Consider the following 21,099-nt stretch of genomic DNA (forward strand, 5'->3'; position numbering starts at 1 on the left):
CTACCGCAGCGTGCAGGCGCTGCTGCAAAGCCAGTCGTTTTCCATCGACGAGTACCAGCGCGAATACAAGTGGGGCAAGGAAAACATCGACGAACTGCTGTCCGACCTGCAAGCCAAGTTTTTCAGCAGCTTCAAACAAGGCGATGGGACACCGCAGGTCAGCGGTTATGCCGAGTATTTCTTGGGCTCCATCATCGTCAGCAAGCGCAATGGCAAGAACTACCTGATCGACGGCCAGCAGCGCGTGACCTCGCTCACGCTGCTGCTGATTCACCTGTACCGGCTGGCGACCGACCAGAAGCTGCCCGTGGTGCAGACCGTGGCGCCCTTGATCTTCAGCGACAACTTGGGGCAGCCCAAGTTCAATCTGGACATTCCCGAGCGCTTGCCGGTCATCAAGGCCTTGTTCGAGGGCGCAGCCTTCAACCCGGCCGGTGACGACGAGTCCATCCAGACGATGTACGCGCGCTATCAGGACATCGCCGGCAACGACCTGTTCGACGAATTGGCCGATCGGCAAGCGCTGCCCCACTTCATCTATTGGCTGATGACGCGCGTCGGGTTGATCGAGATATCCACGGAGAACGACAACTACGCCTACGCCATCTTCGAGACCATGAACGACCGGGGCAAGCCCCTGAGCCCGGTGGACATGCTCAAGGCCTACCTGCTCGCGCCCATCGAAGACACCGAGATGCGCAAGAAGGCCAACGCCACGTGGAAAAACGAGGTGCTGGAGCTGATTTCGTGGGGCGGCACCCATGAACCCGAACGTGACGCCAATTGCATCAAGGCGTGGCTGCGGGCGCAGTACGCCGAAACCATCCGCGACCGCAAGGCCGGCGCCACCGACAAGGACTGGGAGCTGATCGGCACCGCGTTCCACCGCTGGGTGCGCGACCACAGCGACCAGCTCAAGCTGGGCAAGGCCGACGCCAATGCCGCCTTGATGACCACCAGCTTTCCCTTCTTCGCCAAGGCGTACCAGCGCATTTTGGAAGCCGGGCGCCAGTACACCCCCGGACTGGCCGCTGTGTACTACAACGCCCACAACGACTTCACGTGGCAAAGCACGGTCTTGCTGGCGCCGCTGGTGGAGACAGACGACGCGGATACGGTGCGGCGCAAGCTGGCGGTGACGGCCACCTATCTCGATATCTGGCTGATGCGCCGGGCGGTCAACTACATCCGCGTGGGTTACTCCAGCGTGTCCTACGCGATGTTCCTGCTGTGCCGGGACATCCGGCGCAAGTCTGTGCCCGAGTTGGTGGAAATCCTGCGCGACAAGCTGGCCAAGGACGACACGACCCTATCAGGCAGCACCATCAAAGGGCGCAGTGGGCTCGACGGACTGGCGCTCAACCAGTGGAGCAGACGGTACATATTCCACCTTCTGGCCCGCCTGACCGCTGCGACGGAGGCAGGTGCAGGTCGCACCGACAGTTTCGACAAGCTGGTCGATCGGAACGTGAAGAACCCGTTCGACATCGAACACATTTGGCCCGCCGACTTCAAGCTGTCGAGCGGCTTCCAGTCGGAACAGGAATTCGACGAGTGGCGCAATCATGTGGCGTCGTTGGTGCTGCTGCCACAGGACGTGAACCGCAGCCTGCAAGACAAGCTCTACGCGGAGAAGCGCGGCCGATATACCGTACAGAACTTCTATGCGGGCAGTCTGGACGACCGCGCCTACCAGAATCAACCGCAGTTTCAGCAATTCGCCGCTACTCACGATTTGCCGTTCAAGGCCTACCCGAATTTCACCAAGGCAGAGCAACTGGAACGGCGTGAACTGATCGCCAAGCTGGCCGCCTTGGTGTGGTCGCCGGACAAGCTGGAGGAAGCCGCCGCATGAATGCAACCCGCCGGCCCGAACGGGCAACTCAGGATCGCGTCGTCGAGCTGCTGACAAGCCCTGTGGCCGAAGGGGGGGTGGGCTATCGCTACGCGGGCGACTGGTCTGGCCGACCCGACAACCGCTGCATCGAAGTCGCCCTGCTGCGCGACAATCTGCTGCAACGCGGCTACTCCGAGCCGCAGATCGCACAGGCGCTCCAGAAGCTCCTGACCGCCACCGACGCGACCGGCACCACGCTCTATCAGGCCAACCTGCGCACCTACCAGCTGCTGCGCTATGGGGTGCCGGTGCAGACTCAGGCCGGCGCGGCTCACGAGACCGTGCACCTGATCGACTGGGAACGCCCTGACCGCAACGACTTTGCGGTAGCGGAAGAGGTCACGCTCAGGGGCGGACACGAGCGCCGCCCGGACATCGTGCTGTACCTCAATGGCATCGCGGTCGGCGTGATCGAACTCAAGCGCAGCTCGGTGGAGATTGCCGATGGCGTGCGGCAACTGATCACCAATCAGGAAGAGATATTCAATCTGCCGTTCTTCAGCACCGTGCAGCTGCTGATGGCGGGCAATGACTCCCAAGGCCTGCGCTATGGCACCACGGGCACGCCGGAGCTGTTCTACGTCGAATGGCGGCACCACACCGCGAACGAGCCCGTGGTTGGCGCCTTGCTCGACCAGCCCCTCACCCACCTGTGCCAGAAGGAGCGCCTGCTTGACCTGATGCGCAACTTCGTGATTTTCGATGCGGGGCACAAGAAGGTGCCGCGCCTGCACCAGTACGAAGGCGTCAAGGCGGCGCAAGAGCGCCTGAAGCGGCACGAGGGCGGCGTGATCTGGCACACCCAAGGCAGCGGCAAGAGCATCCTGATGGTGCTGCTGGCCAAATGGCTGCTGGAGCACGATGCCGAGGCCCGCGTACTGGTCATCACCGACCGCGACGAACTCGACAAGCAGATCGCGGGCGTGATGAGAAACTCCGGCGTGATTGGCGAAGACTCGCCCTCCCCCCGAATCACCACGCGGCGCGAACTGGTGGACAAGCTGGGCGAAGCACTGCCACGCCTGCTGTGTGCGCTGATCCACAAAATCGACCCCTCCGACCTCAAAGGCGAGCCACCGCCCGTCACTGGCCGCTTTTATGTGTTCGTGGACGAATGTCACCGCACGCAGGGCGGTATGTTGAATCAGCAGATGAAGCGCTGGCTGCCGAACGCCATCTTTGTCGGCTTCACCGGCACGCCGTTGCTGCGCAAGGACAAGCAGACCACGCGCGACGTGTTCGGCACCTACATCCACACCTACAAGTTCGACCAGGCGGTGGCCGACAAGGTGGTGCTGGACCTGAAATACGAAGCCCGCGACGTGCCGCAACGCCTGACCTCGCGGCAGGCCATCGACGACTGGTTCGAGCGCAAGACGCGCGGGCTGAACAATTTCCAGAAGTCGGTGCTGCGCAGGCGCTGGGCCACCATGGAAGAACTGATGAGTGCCGGCGAGCGCAAACAGCGCATCATTGCCGACATCATTCACGACTTCGGCGTCAAGCCGCGCCTGAACGGCGACCGAGGCACGGCGCTGCTGGTGGCCGCGTCCATCTATGACGCCTGCCACTACTTCCGCCTGTTCCAGAACACCAGTTTTGGCAGCTATTGCGGGCTGATCACCTCCTACGAGCCCAACCACAACGCCATTTCGCGCGAGCCGCCCAACAGCGACGAGCGCTACAAGTACGACACCTACACGAGGCACGTGCTGGCCCCCGGCCAGACCACCAAGGCCTACGAGGACGAAGCCAAGCGGCGCTTCATCGAAGAACCTGCGAACCTGAAGGTGCTGATCGTGGTCAGCAAGTTGCTGACGGGCTTCGATGCGCCGAGCTGCACCTACATCTACCTCGACAACGAGCTGCAAGACCACAACCTGTTTCAGGCCATTTGCCGCACCAACCGGCTGGACGGCGACGACAAGGACTATGGCTACATCGTCGATTACAAGGAGCTGTTCAAAAAGCTGGAAACGGCGATCGCGGTCTACACCTCGGACGAGCTGGACATCGACGACAGCGGCGACGACGGCAATGTGATCGTCAAGGACGCTTTCAAGGAAGGCAAGGCCAAGCTCGACGCGGCGCATGAAGCCCTGATCTACCTGTGCGCCCCGGTGGCCGAGCCCAAGGAAATCGAGCACTACCTGCGCTATTTCTGCGGCGACGCTTCAAGTGCCACGGCGCTGGGCGATACCGAACCGCTGCGCGTGTCGTTCTACAAGGCCGTGGCGGCGTTTGTACGCGCCTACGCCGAGATGGCGACCAGTTTGAGCGAGGCTGGCTACTCTGCCGCGCAGGCCCAGCGCTTGGCCGATGACGCCGAGTTTTTCAGCGAGGTGCGCGCCGCCATCAAAAAGCATTCTGGCGAAGAGCTGGACATCAAGCCCTTCGAGGCGGACATGCGCCACCTCATCAACGCCTACATACAGGCCGACCCGGCCGACCGGCTGGGCAACCTCAGCGATCTTTCGTTGACCGAGCTGATCATCCACACCGGCATCCACGACGCCATCGCGCAGAAACTCAACGAGAAGGGCAAGCTGTCGAACAGTGCCGTCGCCGAGGCGATCATCAACAACGTCCGCAAGACGATCATCCGCGACCAGCTGACCGACCCGCGTTATTACGAAGAAATGTCCAAGCTGCTGGACGACCTGATCCAGCAGAAGCGGGACGACACGGAGTCCTACGAGGAATTCTTGCGGCAAGCGGAGCGGCTTGCGCAGCGACTGCACTCACGACAGCCCACGGCAGGCGCCCCGCCTGTCCTGCACGGCAATCGAGAAGCCACGGTGTTGTTCAACAACCTGCCTTCACTGCCCGCCACCGTCTTTGTCTGCCCCGCCGATGACGACGCCCGCGCGGCGCTCGCCGTACAGCTGGATTTGGCCATGAGGGACCATGCCCCGGCGGGGTGGAAAGGCGATCCGGCGCGCGAAGCCCAAGTCAAGAACGCCTTGTTCCCCTTAATGAACAGGGACCGTGCCGCCACCGAAGCCTTGTTTGCGATCGTCAAGCAGCAACCGGGTTATTGATGGACGAATTCCTGCAATTGGGCGATGTGTCGATTCGCGTCACGCGCAAGGACGTGAAGAACGTCCACCTGAGCGTGCATCCGCCCAAAGGCCACGTCACGCTGGTGGCGCCGCGCAACACGCGCTTGGAAGTTGCCCGCGCGTTCGCCATCACCAAGCTCGACTGGATACGCCGGCAACAGGCCGACATGCAGGAGCAGGCCCGTGAGGCGCCACGACGCTATGTGACGCGGGAGACCCACCTGCTGTGGGGACGGCGCCATTTGCTGGTGGTGGAAGAGACCCAAGGGCGTACCGGCGTGCAGCTGGATCACAAACGCATCGTGCTGCGCGTTCGGCCCGGCAGCGATGAGGACAAGCGCGCCGAAATCATGCACGCATGGCACCGATCCTTGCTGCATGCGGCCATCCCGCGCCTGATCCAGAAGTGGGAGCCCAAGCTCGGTGTTTCGGTCAACGCGTACTTCCTCCAGCGCATGAAAACCAAGTGGGGCAGTTGCAATCCCGCCGCCGGGAACATTCGCTTGAACACGGAGCTGGTCAAGAAGCCGCGCGACCTGCTCGAATACGTGATCGTGCACGAAATGGCCCACCTGCTGGAGCCCACCCACAACGACCGGTTTGTCGGCATCCTCGATCTTCATTCCCCCGGTTGGCGCGAGGCGCGCGCCGATCTGAACGGCTTGCCGCTGGCGGCAGAGGTCTGGCGCGAATGATTCATGAGGTGCCGGGCCGTCCGGCCGAGGCCTAGTGACCCCGGTGGTGGAGCAAAAGGCCCACCCCGGTTCGGTTTCGGTTTCCTGACCCCCAAAAAGGAGTCTCTTCGCAGCTGATGCAAGAGACTCCTTTTTCATTTCCATCACTCCCAAGAAAGCCGCGCGCTTCGCACGCGTGCCCGTCGGCTCGTGAGTTCATTACGAACTGCCTCGGCAACTTCGTAAGGATCGCAAGGCCACCGCGCCCGACCGATCCACTCGCCCCGCGCCAGCCCATCCGGGTTGGCATTCACTTTCCACTTCGGGAGTTCTCACCATGTTCGCAACCGGCTTCGCCATCTTTCTCGGTCTCGTCTTCATCTTCATCAAACTCGGGCGGCGCACCATGCTGCGCATGCTTGGCCACGACGTGTGGCTGGACATCGGCGTCACCATGCTGACGCTCGCCATCCACTGGGGCAGCTTCTCCGGTGTCATGGCCGCCACCTTCGCCGGTCTGCTGACCAGCGCCGGCACCACCATCGCCAAGCGTTGCTTCGGCTACATCAAGCGCGGCCAGTACACGCCCGGCCTGCTTCGCCTGCACGTGTGACCCGGTGTAGTTGATTTCCCCCTTTCCTCACCCATCGGAGCCCGCCACGTGCGGGCTTCGTCGTTTCCGGAGCACCCTCATGACCGACCTGTACCAATCCATCACCGAGCGCATCATCCGCGCCCTCGAATCCGGCGCCATCCCGTGGCAGTTTCCGTGGAAGCGGGAACCGGGCGGCGCCATGCCCGCCAACCTGAGCACCGGACGCCTGTATCGCGGCATCAACACCCTGTTGCTCAACATGACCGCCATGCACGAAGGCTACCGGCGCAATCGCTGGCTGACCTACCAGCAAGCGCGCATGCTGGGCGCCCATGTGCGCCGGGGTGAAACCGGCACACCCATCGTCTTCTTCAAGATGATGGAAGTCGATGAGGCCGGGCGATCCTGCGCCGCCAACGACGCCCCCGCAGCCAAGGTCGTGCCCATGCTGCGCTCGTTCACGGTCTTCAACGCCGATCAGATAGAGGATTTGCCGCCAGCGCTGGCGCAGCCTCAACCTGCTCCCGACTGGAGCCCGGTCGAGGAAGCCGAGCGCCTGTTGGTCGATTCCGGCGCCATCATTCGCCACGGTGGCGATCAGGCGTTTTACCGACCTTCCGACGACGTGATCCAGTTGCCACTGCGCAACGCGTTCCCGCAGGCCACCGGCTACTACGGCGTGGCCCTGCACGAATTGACGCACTGGACGGGCCATGCCAGCCGCTGCAACCGCCCCATGCAGAGCCGCCAGCACCTCACGGCCTACGCCTTCGAAGAACTGGTCGCCGAGATGGGCGCCGCGTTTCTGTGCGGCCACTGCGGCATCGATGCCGAGCTTCAGCACGCGGGCTACATCGCCCACTGGCTGGAAGCCCTGCGCCATGACAAGCGCTTGGTCTTCTCCGCTGCGTCCATGGCGCAGAAGGCCGCCGACTTCGTGCTGTGCACGTCGGAAGCCGCCCCCGGCCCACAGGCCATGGCGATGGCCGCCTGAACCACCTTCATCCACCCCTCGCGCCCGTGGCTCCAGCAGGAGCGACGGGCGTATCTGTTTACCCCATGGAGATCAACATGACCGAATCCATCAACCACTTTGCCCGCCTGGCGGCGATCAACGTATCCGAGCACATCGAGCGAAAGGGCGGCTTTGCCTATCTCAGCTGGCCCTATGCGGTGTCGCAACTGCGGAATGCCGACCCCACCGCGACGTGGGAAGTGCGCCGCTTCAACGACCTGCCCTATCTGGCAACCGAAGCCGGCGTGTTCGTGGAAGTGGCCGTCACGGTGCAAGGCGTTACCCTGAGCCAGATTCACCCGGTGCTGGATGGCCGCAACCGCCCCATTCTTGCCCCCACGGCATTCGATATCAACACCAGCTTGCAACGCTGTCTGGTCAAGGCCATTGCCCTGCATGGCTTGGGGCTGTACATCTACGCGGGCGAAGACCTGCCGCAGCCGTCCGGCGAGGCAGCCAACGACGCAGCAAAGCCCGGTGCAACCGGGGCGACGCTCAGCCGTGGCCAGCAGGCGCAGGTGCACAAGCTGGCGATGGAGGCCGGCGTGTCTCTGGATCGCGTGTGCCGTTACTTCGGGGTCGATTCCTTGGCACAGATCGCCGTGGCTGACTTGCCGCGCGTGATCCGCTCGCTGGAAAACCGGAGGGCTGCAGCATGAGCCGCATCGTTCAACTCACGCAAGGCAGCCCCGAATGGCTGGACTACCGCCGCAGCCGGCGCAACGCCTCGGAAACGGCAGCGGTGATGGGCCTGAGCCCGTGGAGCACACCCTACCAGCTGTGGCTGGAGAAGACCGGGCGCGCCAGCGCCAAGGTGACGCAGGCCATGCAGCGCGGCACCGAACTGGAGCCGAGCGCACGAGCGGCCTATGAAGAGCAAACCGGGCTGGTGATGCAGCCACTGGTGATCGAGGATGGCGCCTACAGCGCCAGTCTGGACGGCATGACCTTGGTCGGCGACTTGGTGTTGGAAATCAAGTGCCCGATGCGCGGCACACGATCCGACCTGTGGCAGGACGTGAGCCAAGGACAGGTGCCGGAACACTACCGCGTTCAGGTGCAGCATCAGCTGATGGTGTCGGGCGCCGAGAAGGCCCACCTGTGGGTGTTCGACGGCGCCAAGGGCATCCTGACCGAGGTGGCTCGGGACGAGGCGCTGATGGCCCGCATCCGGGAGGCGTGGGAGGCGTTTCAGCAATATCTCACAACAGATACGGCACCTCCTCTGACCGAGGCGGACACAGCACAACGAACAGATGCAGCATGGACTCTGGCTGCTGCCGTTTATGTTCAAGCAAAACAACGGTCTGATTCGATGACAGAGCAATTGGAGGCGGCAAAACAAGGTCTGCTAGCACTCCTCACTCACCCAAGGGAACAGGGTGCAGGCGTAACAGTCACCCGCTACTGGAAGCAAGGGAATGTGGACTACAAAAAAGTGCCCCAACTGCAAGGACAAGACTTGACCGCATACCGCAGCCAGTCCCGCCAAGAGATTCGAGTGACCATCGGATAGGGTCAAAAACTCCGTGCTCGCGGCTACATAGTGGCTACATGAGTCAAATAGCAAAAAACCCCGCTACCGTACTGATAGCGAGGTTTCCTTATGTGGCTTGGTAGGACGTACAAGATTCGAACTTGTGACCAACGGATTAAAAGTCCGCTGCTCTACCAACTGAGCTAACGTCCCCCTCTTGCAGTCTTGCTGCAGCAAAGTCGCACATTATAGCGTGCTTTCAGGGTTTTCCGGACAGCCGGTCCAGCATCCAGCCAGCAGCGCACTGGCCGAAGGTGGCCGTCACGGCCACGGAGGAGCCGTAGCCGTGACAATTCAAGGTGCCGTCCCCTTCCTGCACGGCGCAGGATGCATGCGGCGGGGCCACGGCTTCCCTGCTGAATACGCAGGCGATGCCCATGCGCTTGCCGTCCCGGGCCGCGCCATGTTCCCTGCGCAGGCGGTAGCGCAGCTGCGCGAGCAATGGGTCGTGCGTGGTGTGGGCCAGGTCGTCCACGTCGACTTTGTGGGCCAGCCGCTTGCCGCCCGCCGCACCCACGGTGATGAAAGGCCGGCGGTTCTGGAGCGCCCACGCGGCCATGGCGGTCTTGGCCCTGACCTGGTCGCAGGCGTCGATGACGGCATCCACCGGGCCGGGCAGGATGGCGGGCCAGTTCGCGGGCTCGACGAATTCCTCGACGCACTCGACCCGGCACGCGGGGTTGATGAGCGCGATGCGCTCGGCCATGGCATGGACCTTGGCCTGGCCCAGCGTCGTGCTCAGGGCGTGGATCTGGCGGTTGACGTTCGACTCGGCCACATGGTCCAGGTCGATCAGGGTCAGCCGCCCCACGCCGCTGCGCGCCAAGGCTTCGGCGGCCCAGGAGCCCACACCGCCGATGCCGACGACGGCGACATGGGCCGCGCGGATGCGGGCCGCGCCCTCCACGCCGAACAGCCGGGCCAGGCCCCCGAAGCGGCGCTCCAGGTCGGCCGGCTCGTGCACAGCAGTGCTCACTTCAGGCGCGCCAGGCGCTCCTTGGCGGCGGCGGCGGCCTCGGACTGGGGATAGGCGCGCAGCAGGTCTTCCAGGGTCTTGCGGGCGGCGCGCGTGTCCTTCAGCTCGATCTGGCAGTTGGCGATGGACAGCGCCGCCTCGGGCGCGCGCGCATGGTCGGGCGCGGCCGCCAGCAGCCCCTTGAAGTTGGCGATGGCTTCCTTGTAGTCGCGCGTGGCGTACTGCGCGTTGCCCAGCCAGAAGCGCGCCGACGGCACGTAGCCCGACTGCGGGTATTGGCGCACGAAGTTGCCGAACGCCGTGGCCGCATCGGGAAACTTGCCCGAACGGAAGACCGCCAGGGCAGCGTCGAAGTCGCGCTTTTCCGCCGGGTCCGCGCGGAACTCGCGCCCGTCGACGGTCACGGCGACGGGCTCGAACTGGCGCAGCCGCTCGTCCACGCCGCGCGCCATGTCCTTCTGCCGGCGCTGCAGTTCGGCCACGTCGCGCAGCAGCTGCTCGTTCTGCCCGCGCAGGCTCGCCTGCTCGGTGCGCAGCGCCTCGATCTGCGCCTGCAGGTCGAGCAGGCTGCGCCGCAGCTGCGAGACCTCGTCGCCCGAACGCTCGCCGGCGCGCTGGTTGGCCTGCTGCAGCGCATCGACGCGCTGGCGCAGCTCCAGAATGGCACGGCGCGCCTCATCGTCCCCGAACAGCGCGTGGCTGGGCATGGCCCAGGTGGCGGCGGCCGCGAAGACCACGGCGCCCAGCACGCGCGAGCGATGGGGAAAAGACATGCGCGCGGCCATCAACGGTACGACAGTTCGACGCGGCGGTTCTGTGCGAAGGCGCTCTCGCTATGGCCCTGCGCGGCCGGCTTTTCCTTGCCGTAGCTCACGGCCTCCATCTGGGCATCGGGCACGCCCAGCAGCGCCAGGGAGCGGCGCACGGCCTCGGCGCGCTTCTGGCCCAGCGCCAGGTTGTATTCGCGGCCGCCGCGCTCGTCGGTGTGGCCTTCGAGCATGACCTTGCGGGCGGACGAGGCCTTCAGGTAGCGCGCATGGGCCTCCAGCACCGACTGGTATTCCTGCTTGACGGTGAAGCTGTCGAAGTCGAAGTAGACGATGCGCGCCACACCGACGGGGCCGCCGGCCTCGCGGCCGGACTGGGTCAGGTCGACCGGCGCCACGCCGCTTTGGCCCGTGCTGCCCGAATTGGCGCCGGGCATGGTGGAGGTGGCGCCCTTGTCCTCGACCGGAACATCGTCGAGCTTCACGCCGGAACTGCAGCCCGCCATGAGGGCTGCGATGGTGAGCGCGATCGAAACGCGCTTGAAAGAGGATCGTTTCATTGTGACTGTCCTGGAAAAAAGGTGTTTGGGAAACTACAACGCATCATTGCTTCTGGAATGGCCCCCAGTCGGGCTCGCGGATGTCCCCGCCCTGGCCGGCCAGGCGGGCCTTGATCTTGCCGTCCAGCGTGGTGGTCATCAGGGCCTCGCGGCCCTGCTGCTGGGTCGCGTACAGGATGAGCCGGCTGTTGGGCGCGAAGCTCGGGCTTTCATCGGCGCTGGAGTCGGTCACCGCCGTCACGGAGCCCGACCTCAGGTCCATCACGTGCAGCTTGAAGGCGCCGCCCACGCGCGAGATGTAGGCCAGCCACTGCCCGTCTGGGCTGATGGCCGGCGATATGTTGTAGGTGCCGTTGAACGTGACGCGCTCGGCATTGCCGCCGCCGGCCGCCACGCGGTAGATCTGGGGCGAGCCGCCGCGGTCGCTCACGAAGTAGATGCTGCGGCCGTCGCTCGAAAACGCCGGCTCGGTGTCGATGCCGCTGCTTTGCATCAGGCGGCGGGGCTCGCCGCCATTGGCGTCGATGGTGTAGAGCTGCGAGCCGCCGTCGCGGCTCAGCGTCACGGCCAGGATGCGGCCGTCGGGCGACCAGGCGGGCGCGCTGTTGGAGCCGCGGAAATTGGCGATCAGCCGCCGCCGCCCCGTGGCCACGTCGTGCACGTAGACCACGGGCTTGCGCGACTCGAACGACACGTAGGCCAGCTGCGCGCCCGATGGCGACCAGGCCGGCGAGATGATGGGCTCGGGGCTGGACAGCGCCGACTGGGCGTTCTCGCCATCGGCATCGGCCACCCACAGGCTGTAGCGCACGCCCACCTTGGTCACGTAGGCGATGCGCGTGGAGAAGACGCCGCGCTCGCCCGTGAGCTTTTCGTAGATGAAGTCGGCGATGCGGTGGGCCACCAGGCGCAGGTCCGCCTGCGTGACGGTGAAGCTCTGCCCGCCCAGGTCCTGGCCCTTGACCACGTCCCACAGGCGAAAGCGCACGTCGAAACGCCCATCGGCCAGGCGCGTGACGCTGCCGGTGCTCAGGGCGTCGGCCTTGCGCTGGCGCCACTGCGACAGGTCGGGGCGCGAGGTCTCGTCGAGCGCCACGCCCGTGGCATCGACGCCGGTGAAGCGGCCGCTGCGCTCCAGGTCGGCCTGCACGATGGCGGAGATTTTTTGCGGCGACTGCGCTTCGCCGCGCAGGGGCGCGATGGCGATGGGCAGCTGCGTCAGGCCCACGCCCGTGATCTCTACGCGGAATTGCGCGAGCGCCGGGAGGGTGGAGCCGGCGGCCAGGGCCGCAACGGCATGGCGCCGCGACAGGGGCGGCAGTGTGCTGGGAAGGGAGGGGGATGGAGGAGTGCGGTCAATAGTCATTGGCAACCGTCGAATAACCGTCAAACAACCGTCGGATGGCGGTCAACACAAGCGTGCATGTTACACATAGCGTAGCGCGCCCTGTGACAAACTGTGCTGACCGGCCATGGCCGAAACGTAGAATCCGCCCCTCATGCAAGACTCGAATCATAGCGCGACAAAGACTGGCTCGCCGCAGGCGGCGCAGCCTCTTTCGCTGCTGGCCCGCTTGCGGCGCCTGCATACGTACTTCGGCCACCAGCGCCTGGCGTGGGCCATGGCCCTGCTGGCCACCGTGGTGGCGGCCGTCACCGAGCCCCTGATTCCCGCTCTGCTCAAACCCTTGCTCGATCAGGGCTTCACGGAGGGATCGCTGCAGCTGTGGATGGTTCCCGTGGCGATCATCGGCGTGTTCCTGGTGCGCGGGCTGGCGCAGTTCACCAGCCAGTACGCGCTGACGCGCATCGCCAACGAGGGCATGCTGCGGCTGCGCACCGCCCTGTTCGAGCGGCTGCTGGCGGCCGACATGCGCCTGTTCCGCCACCAATCGGCCAGCGCCCTGTCCAACACCGTGGTGTACGAGGTGCAGACCGGCTTCACCTCGCTGGTGCAGGCGCTGGTCGGCCTCTCGCGCGACGGCTTCACGCTGGTGGCGCTGCTGGGCTACCTGATCTACCTGAACTGGCAGCTCACCCTCATCGTGGCCGTGCTGGTGCCGGGCGTGGCCTGGGTCATGAAAACCCTGTCGCGGCGCCTGTACAAGATCACCAAGAGCAGCCAGCAGGCCACCGACGACCTGGCCTATGTGGTCGAGGAGAACGTGCTGGCCCATCGCATGGTGCGCCTGCACGGCGCCCAGGCCGGGCAGGGCGAGCGCTTCGACACGCTCAGCCAGAAGCTGCGCCGCCTGGCCATCAAGTCCACGATCGCCTCGGCCGCCATGACGCCCACCACGCAGCTGCTGTCGGCGGGCGCGCTGTCCACCGTGATCTGCATCGCCCTGTGGCAAAGCCACGGCCATGGCGTCAAGGACGTGACCGTGGGCGGCTTCGCCTCCTTCATCGCCGCCATGCTGATGCTGATCGCCCCCATGCGCCGCCTGGCCGACGTGGCCAACCCCATCACGCGCGGCGTGGCGGCGCTCGAGCGCGGCCTGGTGCTGCTCAGCGACACGCCGGCGGAGTCGGGCGGCAGCCATGTCGCCGCGCGGGCCCGGGGTGCGATCAGCCTGCGCGGCGCGAGCGTGCGCTTCGACGCCGAGCACGCGCCCGCCCTGGATGCCGTGAGCCTGGACATCCATCCCGGCGAGGTGGTGGCCCTGGTGGGCCCGTCGGGCGCCGGCAAGACCACGCTGGTGAACCTGCTGCCGCGCTTCGTCGCGCCGGGCAGCGGCCAGGTGCTGCTCGACGGCGTGCCGGTGCAGGACTGGGACCTGGACTGCCTGCGCGCGCAGTTCGCCATGGTGAGCCAGGACGTGGTGATGTTCAACGACAGCATCGCCGCCAACGTGGCGCTGGGCGCCCCCGTCGACGAGCAGCGCGTGCAGCAGTGCCTGGCAGCGGCCAACCTGGCCCAGCACGTGGCCGCCCTGCCCCAGGGCATGCACACGGTGGTGGGGCACAACGCCACGCAGCTCTCGGGCGGCCAGCGCCAGCGGCTGGCGATCGCGCGGGCGCTGTACAAGGACGCCCCGGTCCTGATCCTGGACGAGGCCACGTCGGCACTGGACACGGAGTCCGAGCGCCTGGTGCAGGAGGCGCTGCAGCGCCTGATGCGCGGGCGCACCACGCTGGTGATCGCGCACCGCCTGTCCACCATCGAGCACGCCGACCGCGTGGTGGTGATGGAGCGCGGGCGCATCGCGGAACAGGGCACGCATGCCGACCTGGTGGCCGCGGGCGGGCTGTTCGCGCGCCTGCAGGCGCACGGCTCCTGACGCAAAAACGATAGCTGCCAGCGCTTTTGCACCAAGCGCCAGCGGCCAAAAACACTCAAAAATCAGCAAATGCGCGCGATGCAGGCGCCGGCCGCCTGGTAGCTGCCCGCGGCCGCCTGCAGCGCGATGCGGCCGGCGCGGTGCGCGGTGACCTGCATCTCCATCTTCATGGCCTCCATGACGGCGATCACGTCGCCCTCCTGCACCGCATCGCCCTCCCCCACCTTCCAGGCGTGCAGGTTGCCCGCGATGGGCGAGGCGACGGCCGCTTCGTCGGTGCTTTCCTGCGCCGCGGGCGCTGCTGCGGCGGCGCCACCGCCCGCCGACGCCAGCCCCTGCAGCAGCGCGGCCGGCAGGCCCAGCTGCATGCGGCGCCCGTCGATCTCGATGGCGCAGCGCACCAGCGCGGCATCCGGCCGGGGCTCGGCGCGCGCGGCGGCCGCCAGGTCGTTGGCGAAGGCGGTCTCTATCCAGCGCGTGTGCACCTTGAAGCCGTCGGCGCCGGTGAAGTCCGCATGCTCCATCACGGCGCGGTGGAACGGCAGCACGCTGGCCACGCCCTCGATGCGGAACTCGGCCAGCGCCCGGCGCGCGCGCGCCAGCGCCTGCTCGCGCGTGGCGCCGGTCACGATGAGCTTGGCCATCAGCGAATCGAAGGTGCCGGGCACGACCGATCCCGCCTGCACGCCGCTGTCCACGCGCACGCCCGGGCCCGCGGGCGGGTCGAAGCGCGCCACCTGCCCGGGCGTGGGCAGGAAGCCCCGGCCCACGTCCTCGGCGTTGATGCGGAACTCGATGGCGTGGCCCTGCGGCGCGGGCGTCTCGGCGATGGACAGCGGCAGGCCGTCGGCCACGCGCAGCTGCTCGACCACGAGGTCCAGGCCCGTGGTCTGCTCGGTGACCGGGTGCTCGACCTGCAGGCGCGTGTTCACCTCCAGGAACGAGATTGCGCCGCTGCCCGAGAGCAGGAATTCCACCGTGCCCGCGCCTTCGTAGCCCACCTCGGAGCAGATGTCGTGCGCGGCCTGGTGGATGCGCTGGCGCTGCGCATCGGTCAGGAACGGCGCGGGCGCCTCCTCGACGAGCTTCTGGTTGCGCCGCTGCAGCGAGCAGTCGCGCGTGCCCAGCACCACCACCCGGCCATGCCGGTCGCCCATGACCTGGGCCTCGATGTGGCGCGGCCTGTCCAGGAACTGCTCGACGAAGCATTCGCCGCGCCCGAAGGCCGCCGTGGCCTCGCGCACGGCGGATTGGTAGAGCTCCGCTACCTCGTCCATGCGCCACGCGATCTTCATGCCGCGCCCGCCGCCGCCGAACGCGGCCTTGATGATGATGGGCAGGCCATGCTGCCCGGCAAAGGCCAGCACCTCGGCCGCGTCCTGCACGGGCTCAGGGGTTCCCGCGACCAGCGGCGCCCCCACCTTCAGCGCGATCTTGCGCGCCTCGACCTTGTCGCCCAGGCGAGCGATCGCCCGGGGCGACGGCCCTATCCAGGCCAGGCCCGCATCCATCACGGCCTGCGCGAAGGCCGCGCTCTCGGACAGGAAGCCGTAGCCGGGGTGCACGGCGTCGGCGCCGCTCTTTCGCGCGACGTCCAGCAGCTTCGCGATGTGCAGGTAGGTATCGGCGGGACGGTCACCATCCAGGCCCCAGGCCTCGTCGGCCATGCGGACGTGCAGGGCGTCGATGTCGGCATCGGCGTACACGGCGACGGACTGCACGCCGTAGTCGCGGCAGGCGCGCACCACGCGCACGGCGATCTCGCCTCGGTTCGCAATCAGGACTTTCTTCATGGCATTCAGCATTCGATGGCCTCGAAGGGCCGTATGGGATGGAAGCGCACCCAGGCGTTCACGGGGATCTGGCCCGCGCGGTCCAGGTGGTGCGGCGCGACGCAGGCGATCACCGGGTAGCCCCCGGTGAGCGGGTGGTCGGCCAGGAACAGCACGGGCTGGCCGCTGGCGGGCACCTGGATGGCGCCCGTGGGCGTGCCCTCGCTGGGCAGCTCCTGGGTGATGGCGCGCGCCAGCGGCACCTCTCCCGCCAGTCGCAGGCCCACGCGGTTGGACTGGGGCGTGACGCGCCAGCGCTGGCGCGCGAGCAGCTCCAGGGCCTCGGGCGCGAACCAGTCGGCGCGCGGGCCCGGCACCACGTCGAGCACCACGTCCTCGTGCACGCTGGGCAGGTCGTCGGGCGGCAGCTCGGCGCCGCCCACGACGGCGCCGCGCGCCACCGGGCACAGCGCCAGCACGTCGCCCGCCGCCAGCGCGGGCGGGCCCACGTGCGCCAGGGTGTCGGTGCTGCGGCTGCCGAGCACGGGCTCCACACCGAAGCCGCCGCGCGCGGCCACGTAGCAGCGCGTGCCCGCGGCGGGCTCGCCGATGGCCAGTGTGTCGCCATCGGCCAGGGCCAGGGGCTGGTAGCGCGGCACGCTCCAGCGCGCGCCCGCGGCATTGGTCAGCGTGAGCGGCGCGTCGGCGCCCGTCACCGCGACCACCGTGTCGCCGCGGCTGGCGAGCCGCAGGCCGCCGCCCGCGGTCTCCAGGCAGGCCGCGTCGGACGGGTTGCCCACGAGCCGGTTGGCCGTGCGGCAGGCGCCCTGGTCCAGCGCGCCGGAGGCCGACACGCCCTGCCCCGCCTGGCCGGGCCGGCCCAGGTCCTGCAGCAGCGTGAGCAGGCCGGGCGAGCGCACTTCGAGCGCCGGTCCGTCCGCCGCCACGGACGCCGCCACGGACGCCGCCACGGACGCCGCAAGTTTGGCATGTTTTGGGGCTGTAGCGCTCTCCAGCTCTGCGCGAGCAGCTTCCGAAAGCGTAGCAATATCGACGAAGCGCACCTGGAACCCCGGCTGCAGCAGCGCCGGCACCGGGCGCTCCAGGTCCCACATGGCCAGCGGCGTCGTGCCGATGATCTGCCAGCCCCCGGGGCTGGCCTGCGGGTACACGCCGCCGAACCGGCCCGCCAGGCCCACGGCGCCCGCGGGGATGCGCGTGCGCGGCGTGGCGCGGCGCGGCACGTCCAGGCTTTCGTGGCCGCCCGAGAGGTAGGCAAAGCCCGGCGCAAAGCCCACGAAGGCCACGCTGTAGGCGCTGCCGGTGTGGCGGCGCACCAGCTCCTCGCGCGTGATGCCCAGCATCTGCGCCACCTCGGCCAGGTCCTCGCCGTCGTAGCGCACGGGGATTTCGACCAGGGTGCCGCCGCGCCGCACCTGCTGCGACAGGTCGCGCGCGGCAATGGCGCGCACCAGCCGCGCGGTGTCGGTGGCCGAGGGCGCGAACTGCACGAGGATGGTGCGCGCCGCGGGCACCAGCTCCAGCACGCCGGGCAGGGGCTCGCGCTGCAGCGAGGCCAGCAGGGCCAGGGTCTGGTCCAGGTCGGCCAACTCGACCAGCAGCGCATTCAACGAAACGGGCAGAAAACGCACCTTAGAACCTGTTCACGATCATTTCATGGGGTACGTTGCCCCGTAAAGGCAGTGGATGCAAGGCGCCCACCGCAAGCCGCACCGATGTGCGGCGAGGATGGGCAACGCCGCAGACGCTGCCTTTACGGGGCAACCCTTCGGGCATGACAGCAAACCGCCACGCTCGTTGTTGCCCACCTTGCCCAGGCCGCCAGCATGGGCTGCGGCGGGTGCCTAGATCGTGACGGTTTGCTGTCATGCGTACCCCATGAAATGATCGTGAACAGGTTCTCACACGTGGTAGCTGCCGTCGGGCACGTCGGTGATGAACATGTGCCCCGGCGCATGGGTGACGGCAAAGGGCACGCCCGAGGCCATCACGGCGGCCTGGGGCGTGACGCCGCAGGCCCAGAACACGGGCAGCTCGCCGGGCTCGATGCGCACGGGGTCGCCGAAGTCGGGCCTGGCCAGGTCGGCGATGCCCAGCGCCACCGGGTCGCCCACGTGCACGGGTGCGCCGTGCACCGAGGGGAAGCGCGCCGAGATCGCCACCGCGTCGGCCACGCGGTGCGCCGGGATGGGCCGCATGGACACCACCATCTCGCCGCGCAGGCGCCCGGCCGGGCGGCAGGCGCGATTGGTGCGGTACATGGGCACGTTGCAGCCGTCGGCGATGTGGCGCACCTCGATGCCGGCCTCCTGCAACGGCGTCTCGAACGTGAAGCTGCAGCCGATCAGGAAGGTGACCAGGTCGGGATGCTCGGCCCACAGGGGCGTGGCGTCCTGCACCTCCTCGGCCAGCCGGCCGTCGCGCCAGACGCGGTACAGGGGGATGTCGGTGCGGATGTCGGCCCCCTCGGCCAGCGGGGTCCGGTACGCGCCGGCCTCGATCACGTCGAGCACCGGGCAGGGCTTGGGGTTGCGCTGCGCGTACAGCAGGAAATCCCAGGCCCAGTCGCGCGGCAGCGCGATCATGTTGGCCTGCGTCATGCCGGGCGCGACGCCGGCCGTGGGCCGCACGCTGCCCGCGCGGTAGGCGGCGCGCGCCTGGCGCGCCGCGGCCACAGCGGCGGCGCGGGCCTGCTCCAGGGCGTTGTGTTGCATGGTGTCTGCTCCAGTGAAAATTTCAGGCGAACGGGCGCACGACGACGCCGTCGCTCTCGAGCGCCATGCGCACGGCGCGCGCCATCTCCACGGCACCCGCGCTGTCGCCGTGCACGCAGATGGACTGCGCCTGCACGCGCGCAAGGCTCCCGTCCACGGCCTCCACCACGCCCTCGCGCACCAGGCGCAGCATGCGCTGCGCCACCAGGGCGCTGTCGTGCAGCACGGCGCCCTTCTCGCGGCGCGACACCAGCGTGCCCTGCGGCGTGTAGGCGCGGTCGGCGAAGGCCTCGGCGATCACGCGCAGGCCGGCGTCCTGCACCCATTGGACGAGCGGCGAGCCCGCCAGCGCCACGAGCGCAAGGCTGCCGTCCACCGCGTGGATGGCGGCGATCACGTCGCGCGCCTGGCGCTCGTCATGCGCGATGGTGTTGTAGAGCGCGCCATGGGGCTTGACGTAGGTGACGCGCGTGCCCGCGGCGTGCGCCAGGCCCTGCAGCGCGCCAATCTGGTAGATCACGCCGGCCACCAGGTCGCTGCTGGCCACGTCCATGGCGCGCCGGCCGAAGCCCACCAGGTCGGGATAGGCCACGTGCGCCCCCACGGCCACGCCGCGCGCATGCGCCGCCCCGAGCGTGCCCAGGATGCCCGCCGGGTCGCCCGCGTGGAAGCCGCAGGCCACGTTGGCGCTGCTCACGATGTCCAGCATCGCGGCGTCGTCGCCCATGGTCCAGGCGCCCAGGCTCTCGCCCAGGTCGCTGTTCAGATCGATCACGGTCATGATGTCCTCCTGCGGCGACTACATGCGCGACGGCAGCCAGAGCACGATCTGCGGCGCTGCGTACAGCACGAGCACGGCCGCCAGCATGACGAAGAACATGGGCGCCGTGACGCGCGCGATCCAGCCGATGTCGCGCCGGGTCAGGCCCTGGATGACGAACAGATTGAGCCCCACCGGCGGCGTGATCTGCGCCATCTCGACCACCAGCACGATGAAGATGCCGAACCAGATCAGGTCATAGCCTGCCGCCTCCACCGTGGGCAGCAGCACGGCAATGGTCAGCACCACCATGGAGATGCCATCCAGGAAGCAGCCGAGCACGATGAAGAACACCGTCAGCATCATGAGCAGCGCAAAGGGCGAGAGGTGCAGCGAGCCGATCCACTCGGCCAGGTGCCGCGGCAGGCCGATGAAGCCCATGGCCAGCGTGAGAAAGGCCGCGCCCGCCAGGATGAGCCCGATCATGCAGTACACGCGGCAGGCGGCCACCAGCCCCTCCTTGAACTTCTGCCAGGACAGGGACCGCTCCCACGCCGCCAGGCCCAGCGCGCCCGCCACGCCCAGGGCGGCGGCCTCGGTGGCCGTGGCGACGCCGGTGTAGATGCCGCCCAGCACCAGGCCGATCAGGATCACCGCGGGAATCAGGTGGCGGGACTCGTACAGCTTCTGCATGAAGCCCATGGCCCTGTCCGGCGCAGGCACCTGGTCGCGGTGCAGCAGCGCCCAGACGGCGATGTAGCCCATGAACAGCCCCGCCAGCATCAGCCCCGGCAAGACCCCGGCAAGGAACAGCCTGGCGATCGACACGTTCGCCGCCACGCCGTAGACGATCATGATGATGGAAGGCGGAATCAAGAGCCCCAGGGTGGCCGCGCCGCCCAGCGTGCCCACGGCCATGGCGTCAGGGTAGCCGCGCTTTTTCAGCTCGGGCAGGGTCATCTTGCCGATGGTGGCGCAAGTGGCCGCCGACGAGCCGGAAATGGCCGCAAAGATGGTGCAGCCCACCACGTTGGTGTGCAAAAGCCGCCCGGGCAGCTTGTCCATCCACGGCGCCAGGCCACGGAACATGCTGTCCGAGAGCTTGCTGCGGAACAGGATTTCGCCCATCCACAGGAACAGCGGCAGCGCCGTCAGCGTCCAGGCCGAACTCGCGCCCCAGATCGTCAGCATCATGCTGTCGCCCACCGGGCGGCTGGTGAACAGCTCCATGCCGATCAACCCCACGGCCAGCAGGCCCAGGCCAATCCACAGGCCCGCGCCGAGCACCGCGAACAGCGCAATGATCAGTACCAGTGCAGCCATCATGTCCATATCGTTCTCCTTAGAACCTGTTTACGATCTCCTGAGTAGCAACGCCAAGAACGCCAAGTGGATGAACTGCAGGCTGGTGTTGAGCAGGCGCTCGCAGTTCTTCCACAGCCTGCGGTTCTTCTCCAGCCAGGCAAAG

General features: G+C 67.3%; 17 protein-coding genes, 1 tRNA gene and 1 pseudogene. 8 read left to right on the plus strand and 11 right to left on the minus strand.

Annotated features, from left to right (window positions below):
- Window positions 1-10 precede the first annotated feature (10 nt).
- From ACX12L_RS18570 to ACX12L_RS18600, 7 genes are all read left to right on the plus strand, one after another.
- The gene (locus tag ACX12L_RS18570) at window positions 11-1,855 is read left to right on the plus strand and encodes a DUF262 domain-containing protein (RefSeq protein ID WP_459263923.1); all 1,845 of its coding nucleotides are present in this window, start codon (window positions 11-13) and stop codon (window positions 1,853-1,855) included.
- Window positions 1,852-4,938, plus strand: coding sequence for a type I restriction endonuclease subunit R (locus tag ACX12L_RS18575; RefSeq protein WP_459263924.1), 3,087 nt, complete (start codon window positions 1,852-1,854; stop codon window positions 4,936-4,938). The genes ACX12L_RS18570 and ACX12L_RS18575 overlap by 4 nt, the downstream gene beginning before the upstream one ends.
- Window positions 4,938-5,654, plus strand: a complete 717-nt coding sequence (locus ACX12L_RS18580; RefSeq protein ID WP_459263925.1) for a M48 family metallopeptidase — start codon at window positions 4,938-4,940, stop codon at window positions 5,652-5,654. The genes ACX12L_RS18575 and ACX12L_RS18580 overlap by 1 nt, the downstream gene beginning before the upstream one ends.
- Window positions 5,655-5,970: 316 nt before the next feature.
- Window positions 5,971-6,246 (plus strand): hypothetical protein, encoded by a 276-nt coding sequence (locus ACX12L_RS18585; RefSeq protein ID WP_013722731.1) that lies wholly within the window; start codon window positions 5,971-5,973, stop codon window positions 6,244-6,246.
- Window positions 6,247-6,325: 79 nt separating this feature from the next.
- Entirely contained in the window at window positions 6,326-7,222 is an 897-nt protein-coding gene (locus ACX12L_RS18590) for an ArdC family protein (RefSeq protein WP_459263926.1), read from the plus strand.
- Window positions 7,223-7,299: 77 nt separating this feature from the next.
- Window positions 7,300-7,902, plus strand: a complete 603-nt coding sequence (locus tag ACX12L_RS18595; protein ID WP_459263927.1) for a Sak single strand annealing protein — start codon at window positions 7,300-7,302, stop codon at window positions 7,900-7,902.
- Window positions 7,899-8,759, plus strand: coding sequence for a YqaJ viral recombinase family nuclease (locus tag ACX12L_RS18600; protein ID WP_459263928.1), 861 nt, complete (start codon window positions 7,899-7,901; stop codon window positions 8,757-8,759). Before ACX12L_RS18595 ends, ACX12L_RS18600 begins: the two co-directional genes overlap by 4 nt.
- A 98-nt stretch (window positions 8,760-8,857) precedes the next feature.
- On the opposite strand, the gene ACX12L_RS18605 is transcribed toward ACX12L_RS18600, so the two are convergent.
- From ACX12L_RS18605 to tolB, 5 genes are all read right to left on the minus strand, one after another.
- Window positions 8,858-8,933: transfer RNA gene (locus ACX12L_RS18605), tRNA-Lys, on the minus strand.
- A 46-nt stretch (window positions 8,934-8,979) separates the two neighbouring features.
- Window positions 8,980-9,744, minus strand: coding sequence for a tRNA threonylcarbamoyladenosine dehydratase (locus ACX12L_RS18610; RefSeq protein ID WP_459263938.1), 765 nt, complete (start codon window positions 9,742-9,744; stop codon window positions 8,980-8,982).
- Between the two features lie 8 nt (window positions 9,745-9,752).
- On the minus strand, window positions 9,753-10,541 hold the full coding sequence (gene ybgF / locus ACX12L_RS18615; protein ID WP_459263929.1) for a tol-pal system protein YbgF: 789 nt from the start codon (window positions 10,539-10,541) through the stop codon (window positions 9,753-9,755).
- Entirely contained in the window at window positions 10,541-11,083 is a 543-nt protein-coding gene (gene pal / locus ACX12L_RS18620) for a peptidoglycan-associated lipoprotein Pal (RefSeq protein ID WP_459263930.1), read from the minus strand. The genes ybgF and pal overlap by 1 nt, the downstream gene beginning before the upstream one ends.
- 43 nt (window positions 11,084-11,126) lie before the next feature.
- The gene (gene tolB / locus ACX12L_RS18625) at window positions 11,127-12,449 is read right to left on the minus strand and encodes a Tol-Pal system beta propeller repeat protein TolB (protein WP_459263931.1); all 1,323 of its coding nucleotides are present in this window, start codon (window positions 12,447-12,449) and stop codon (window positions 11,127-11,129) included.
- A 133-nt stretch (window positions 12,450-12,582) separates the two neighbouring features.
- Here tolB and msbA point away from each other — a divergent pair, with 133 nt between their 5' ends.
- A complete protein-coding gene (msbA, locus tag ACX12L_RS18630; protein WP_459263932.1) occupies window positions 12,583-14,364 on the plus strand; it encodes a lipid A export permease/ATP-binding protein MsbA in 1,782 nt (593 codons plus the stop codon).
- A gap of 62 nt (window positions 14,365-14,426) precedes the next feature.
- On the opposite strand, the gene ACX12L_RS18635 is transcribed toward msbA, so the two are convergent.
- From ACX12L_RS18635 to ACX12L_RS18660, 6 genes and pseudogenes are all read right to left on the minus strand, one after another.
- Window positions 14,427-16,157: an acetyl/propionyl/methylcrotonyl-CoA carboxylase subunit alpha gene (locus ACX12L_RS18635; protein WP_459263933.1), complete on the minus strand. Its 1,731-nt coding sequence runs from the start codon at window positions 16,155-16,157 to the stop codon at window positions 14,427-14,429.
- A 5-nt stretch (window positions 16,158-16,162) separates the two neighbouring features.
- A complete protein-coding gene (gene pxpB / locus ACX12L_RS18640) occupies window positions 16,163-17,788 on the minus strand; it encodes a 5-oxoprolinase subunit PxpB (RefSeq protein WP_459263934.1) in 1,626 nt (541 codons plus the stop codon).
- A gap of 270 nt (window positions 17,789-18,058) precedes the next feature.
- Window positions 18,059-18,871, minus strand: a complete 813-nt coding sequence (locus tag ACX12L_RS18645) for a putative hydro-lyase (RefSeq protein WP_459263935.1) — start codon at window positions 18,869-18,871, stop codon at window positions 18,059-18,061.
- Between the two features lie 22 nt (window positions 18,872-18,893).
- Entirely contained in the window at window positions 18,894-19,652 is a 759-nt protein-coding gene (locus ACX12L_RS18650; RefSeq protein WP_459263936.1) for a LamB/YcsF family protein, read from the minus strand.
- A gap of 18 nt (window positions 19,653-19,670) precedes the next feature.
- The gene (locus tag ACX12L_RS18655) at window positions 19,671-20,963 is read right to left on the minus strand and encodes a TRAP transporter large permease (RefSeq protein ID WP_459263937.1); all 1,293 of its coding nucleotides are present in this window, start codon (window positions 20,961-20,963) and stop codon (window positions 19,671-19,673) included.
- Between the two features lie 21 nt (window positions 20,964-20,984).
- A pseudogene (locus ACX12L_RS18660) lies at window positions 20,985-21,099 on the minus strand (IS5/IS1182 family transposase); the annotation flags it as partial.

This window comes from Alicycliphilus sp. T452 (genome assembly GCF_054512775.1).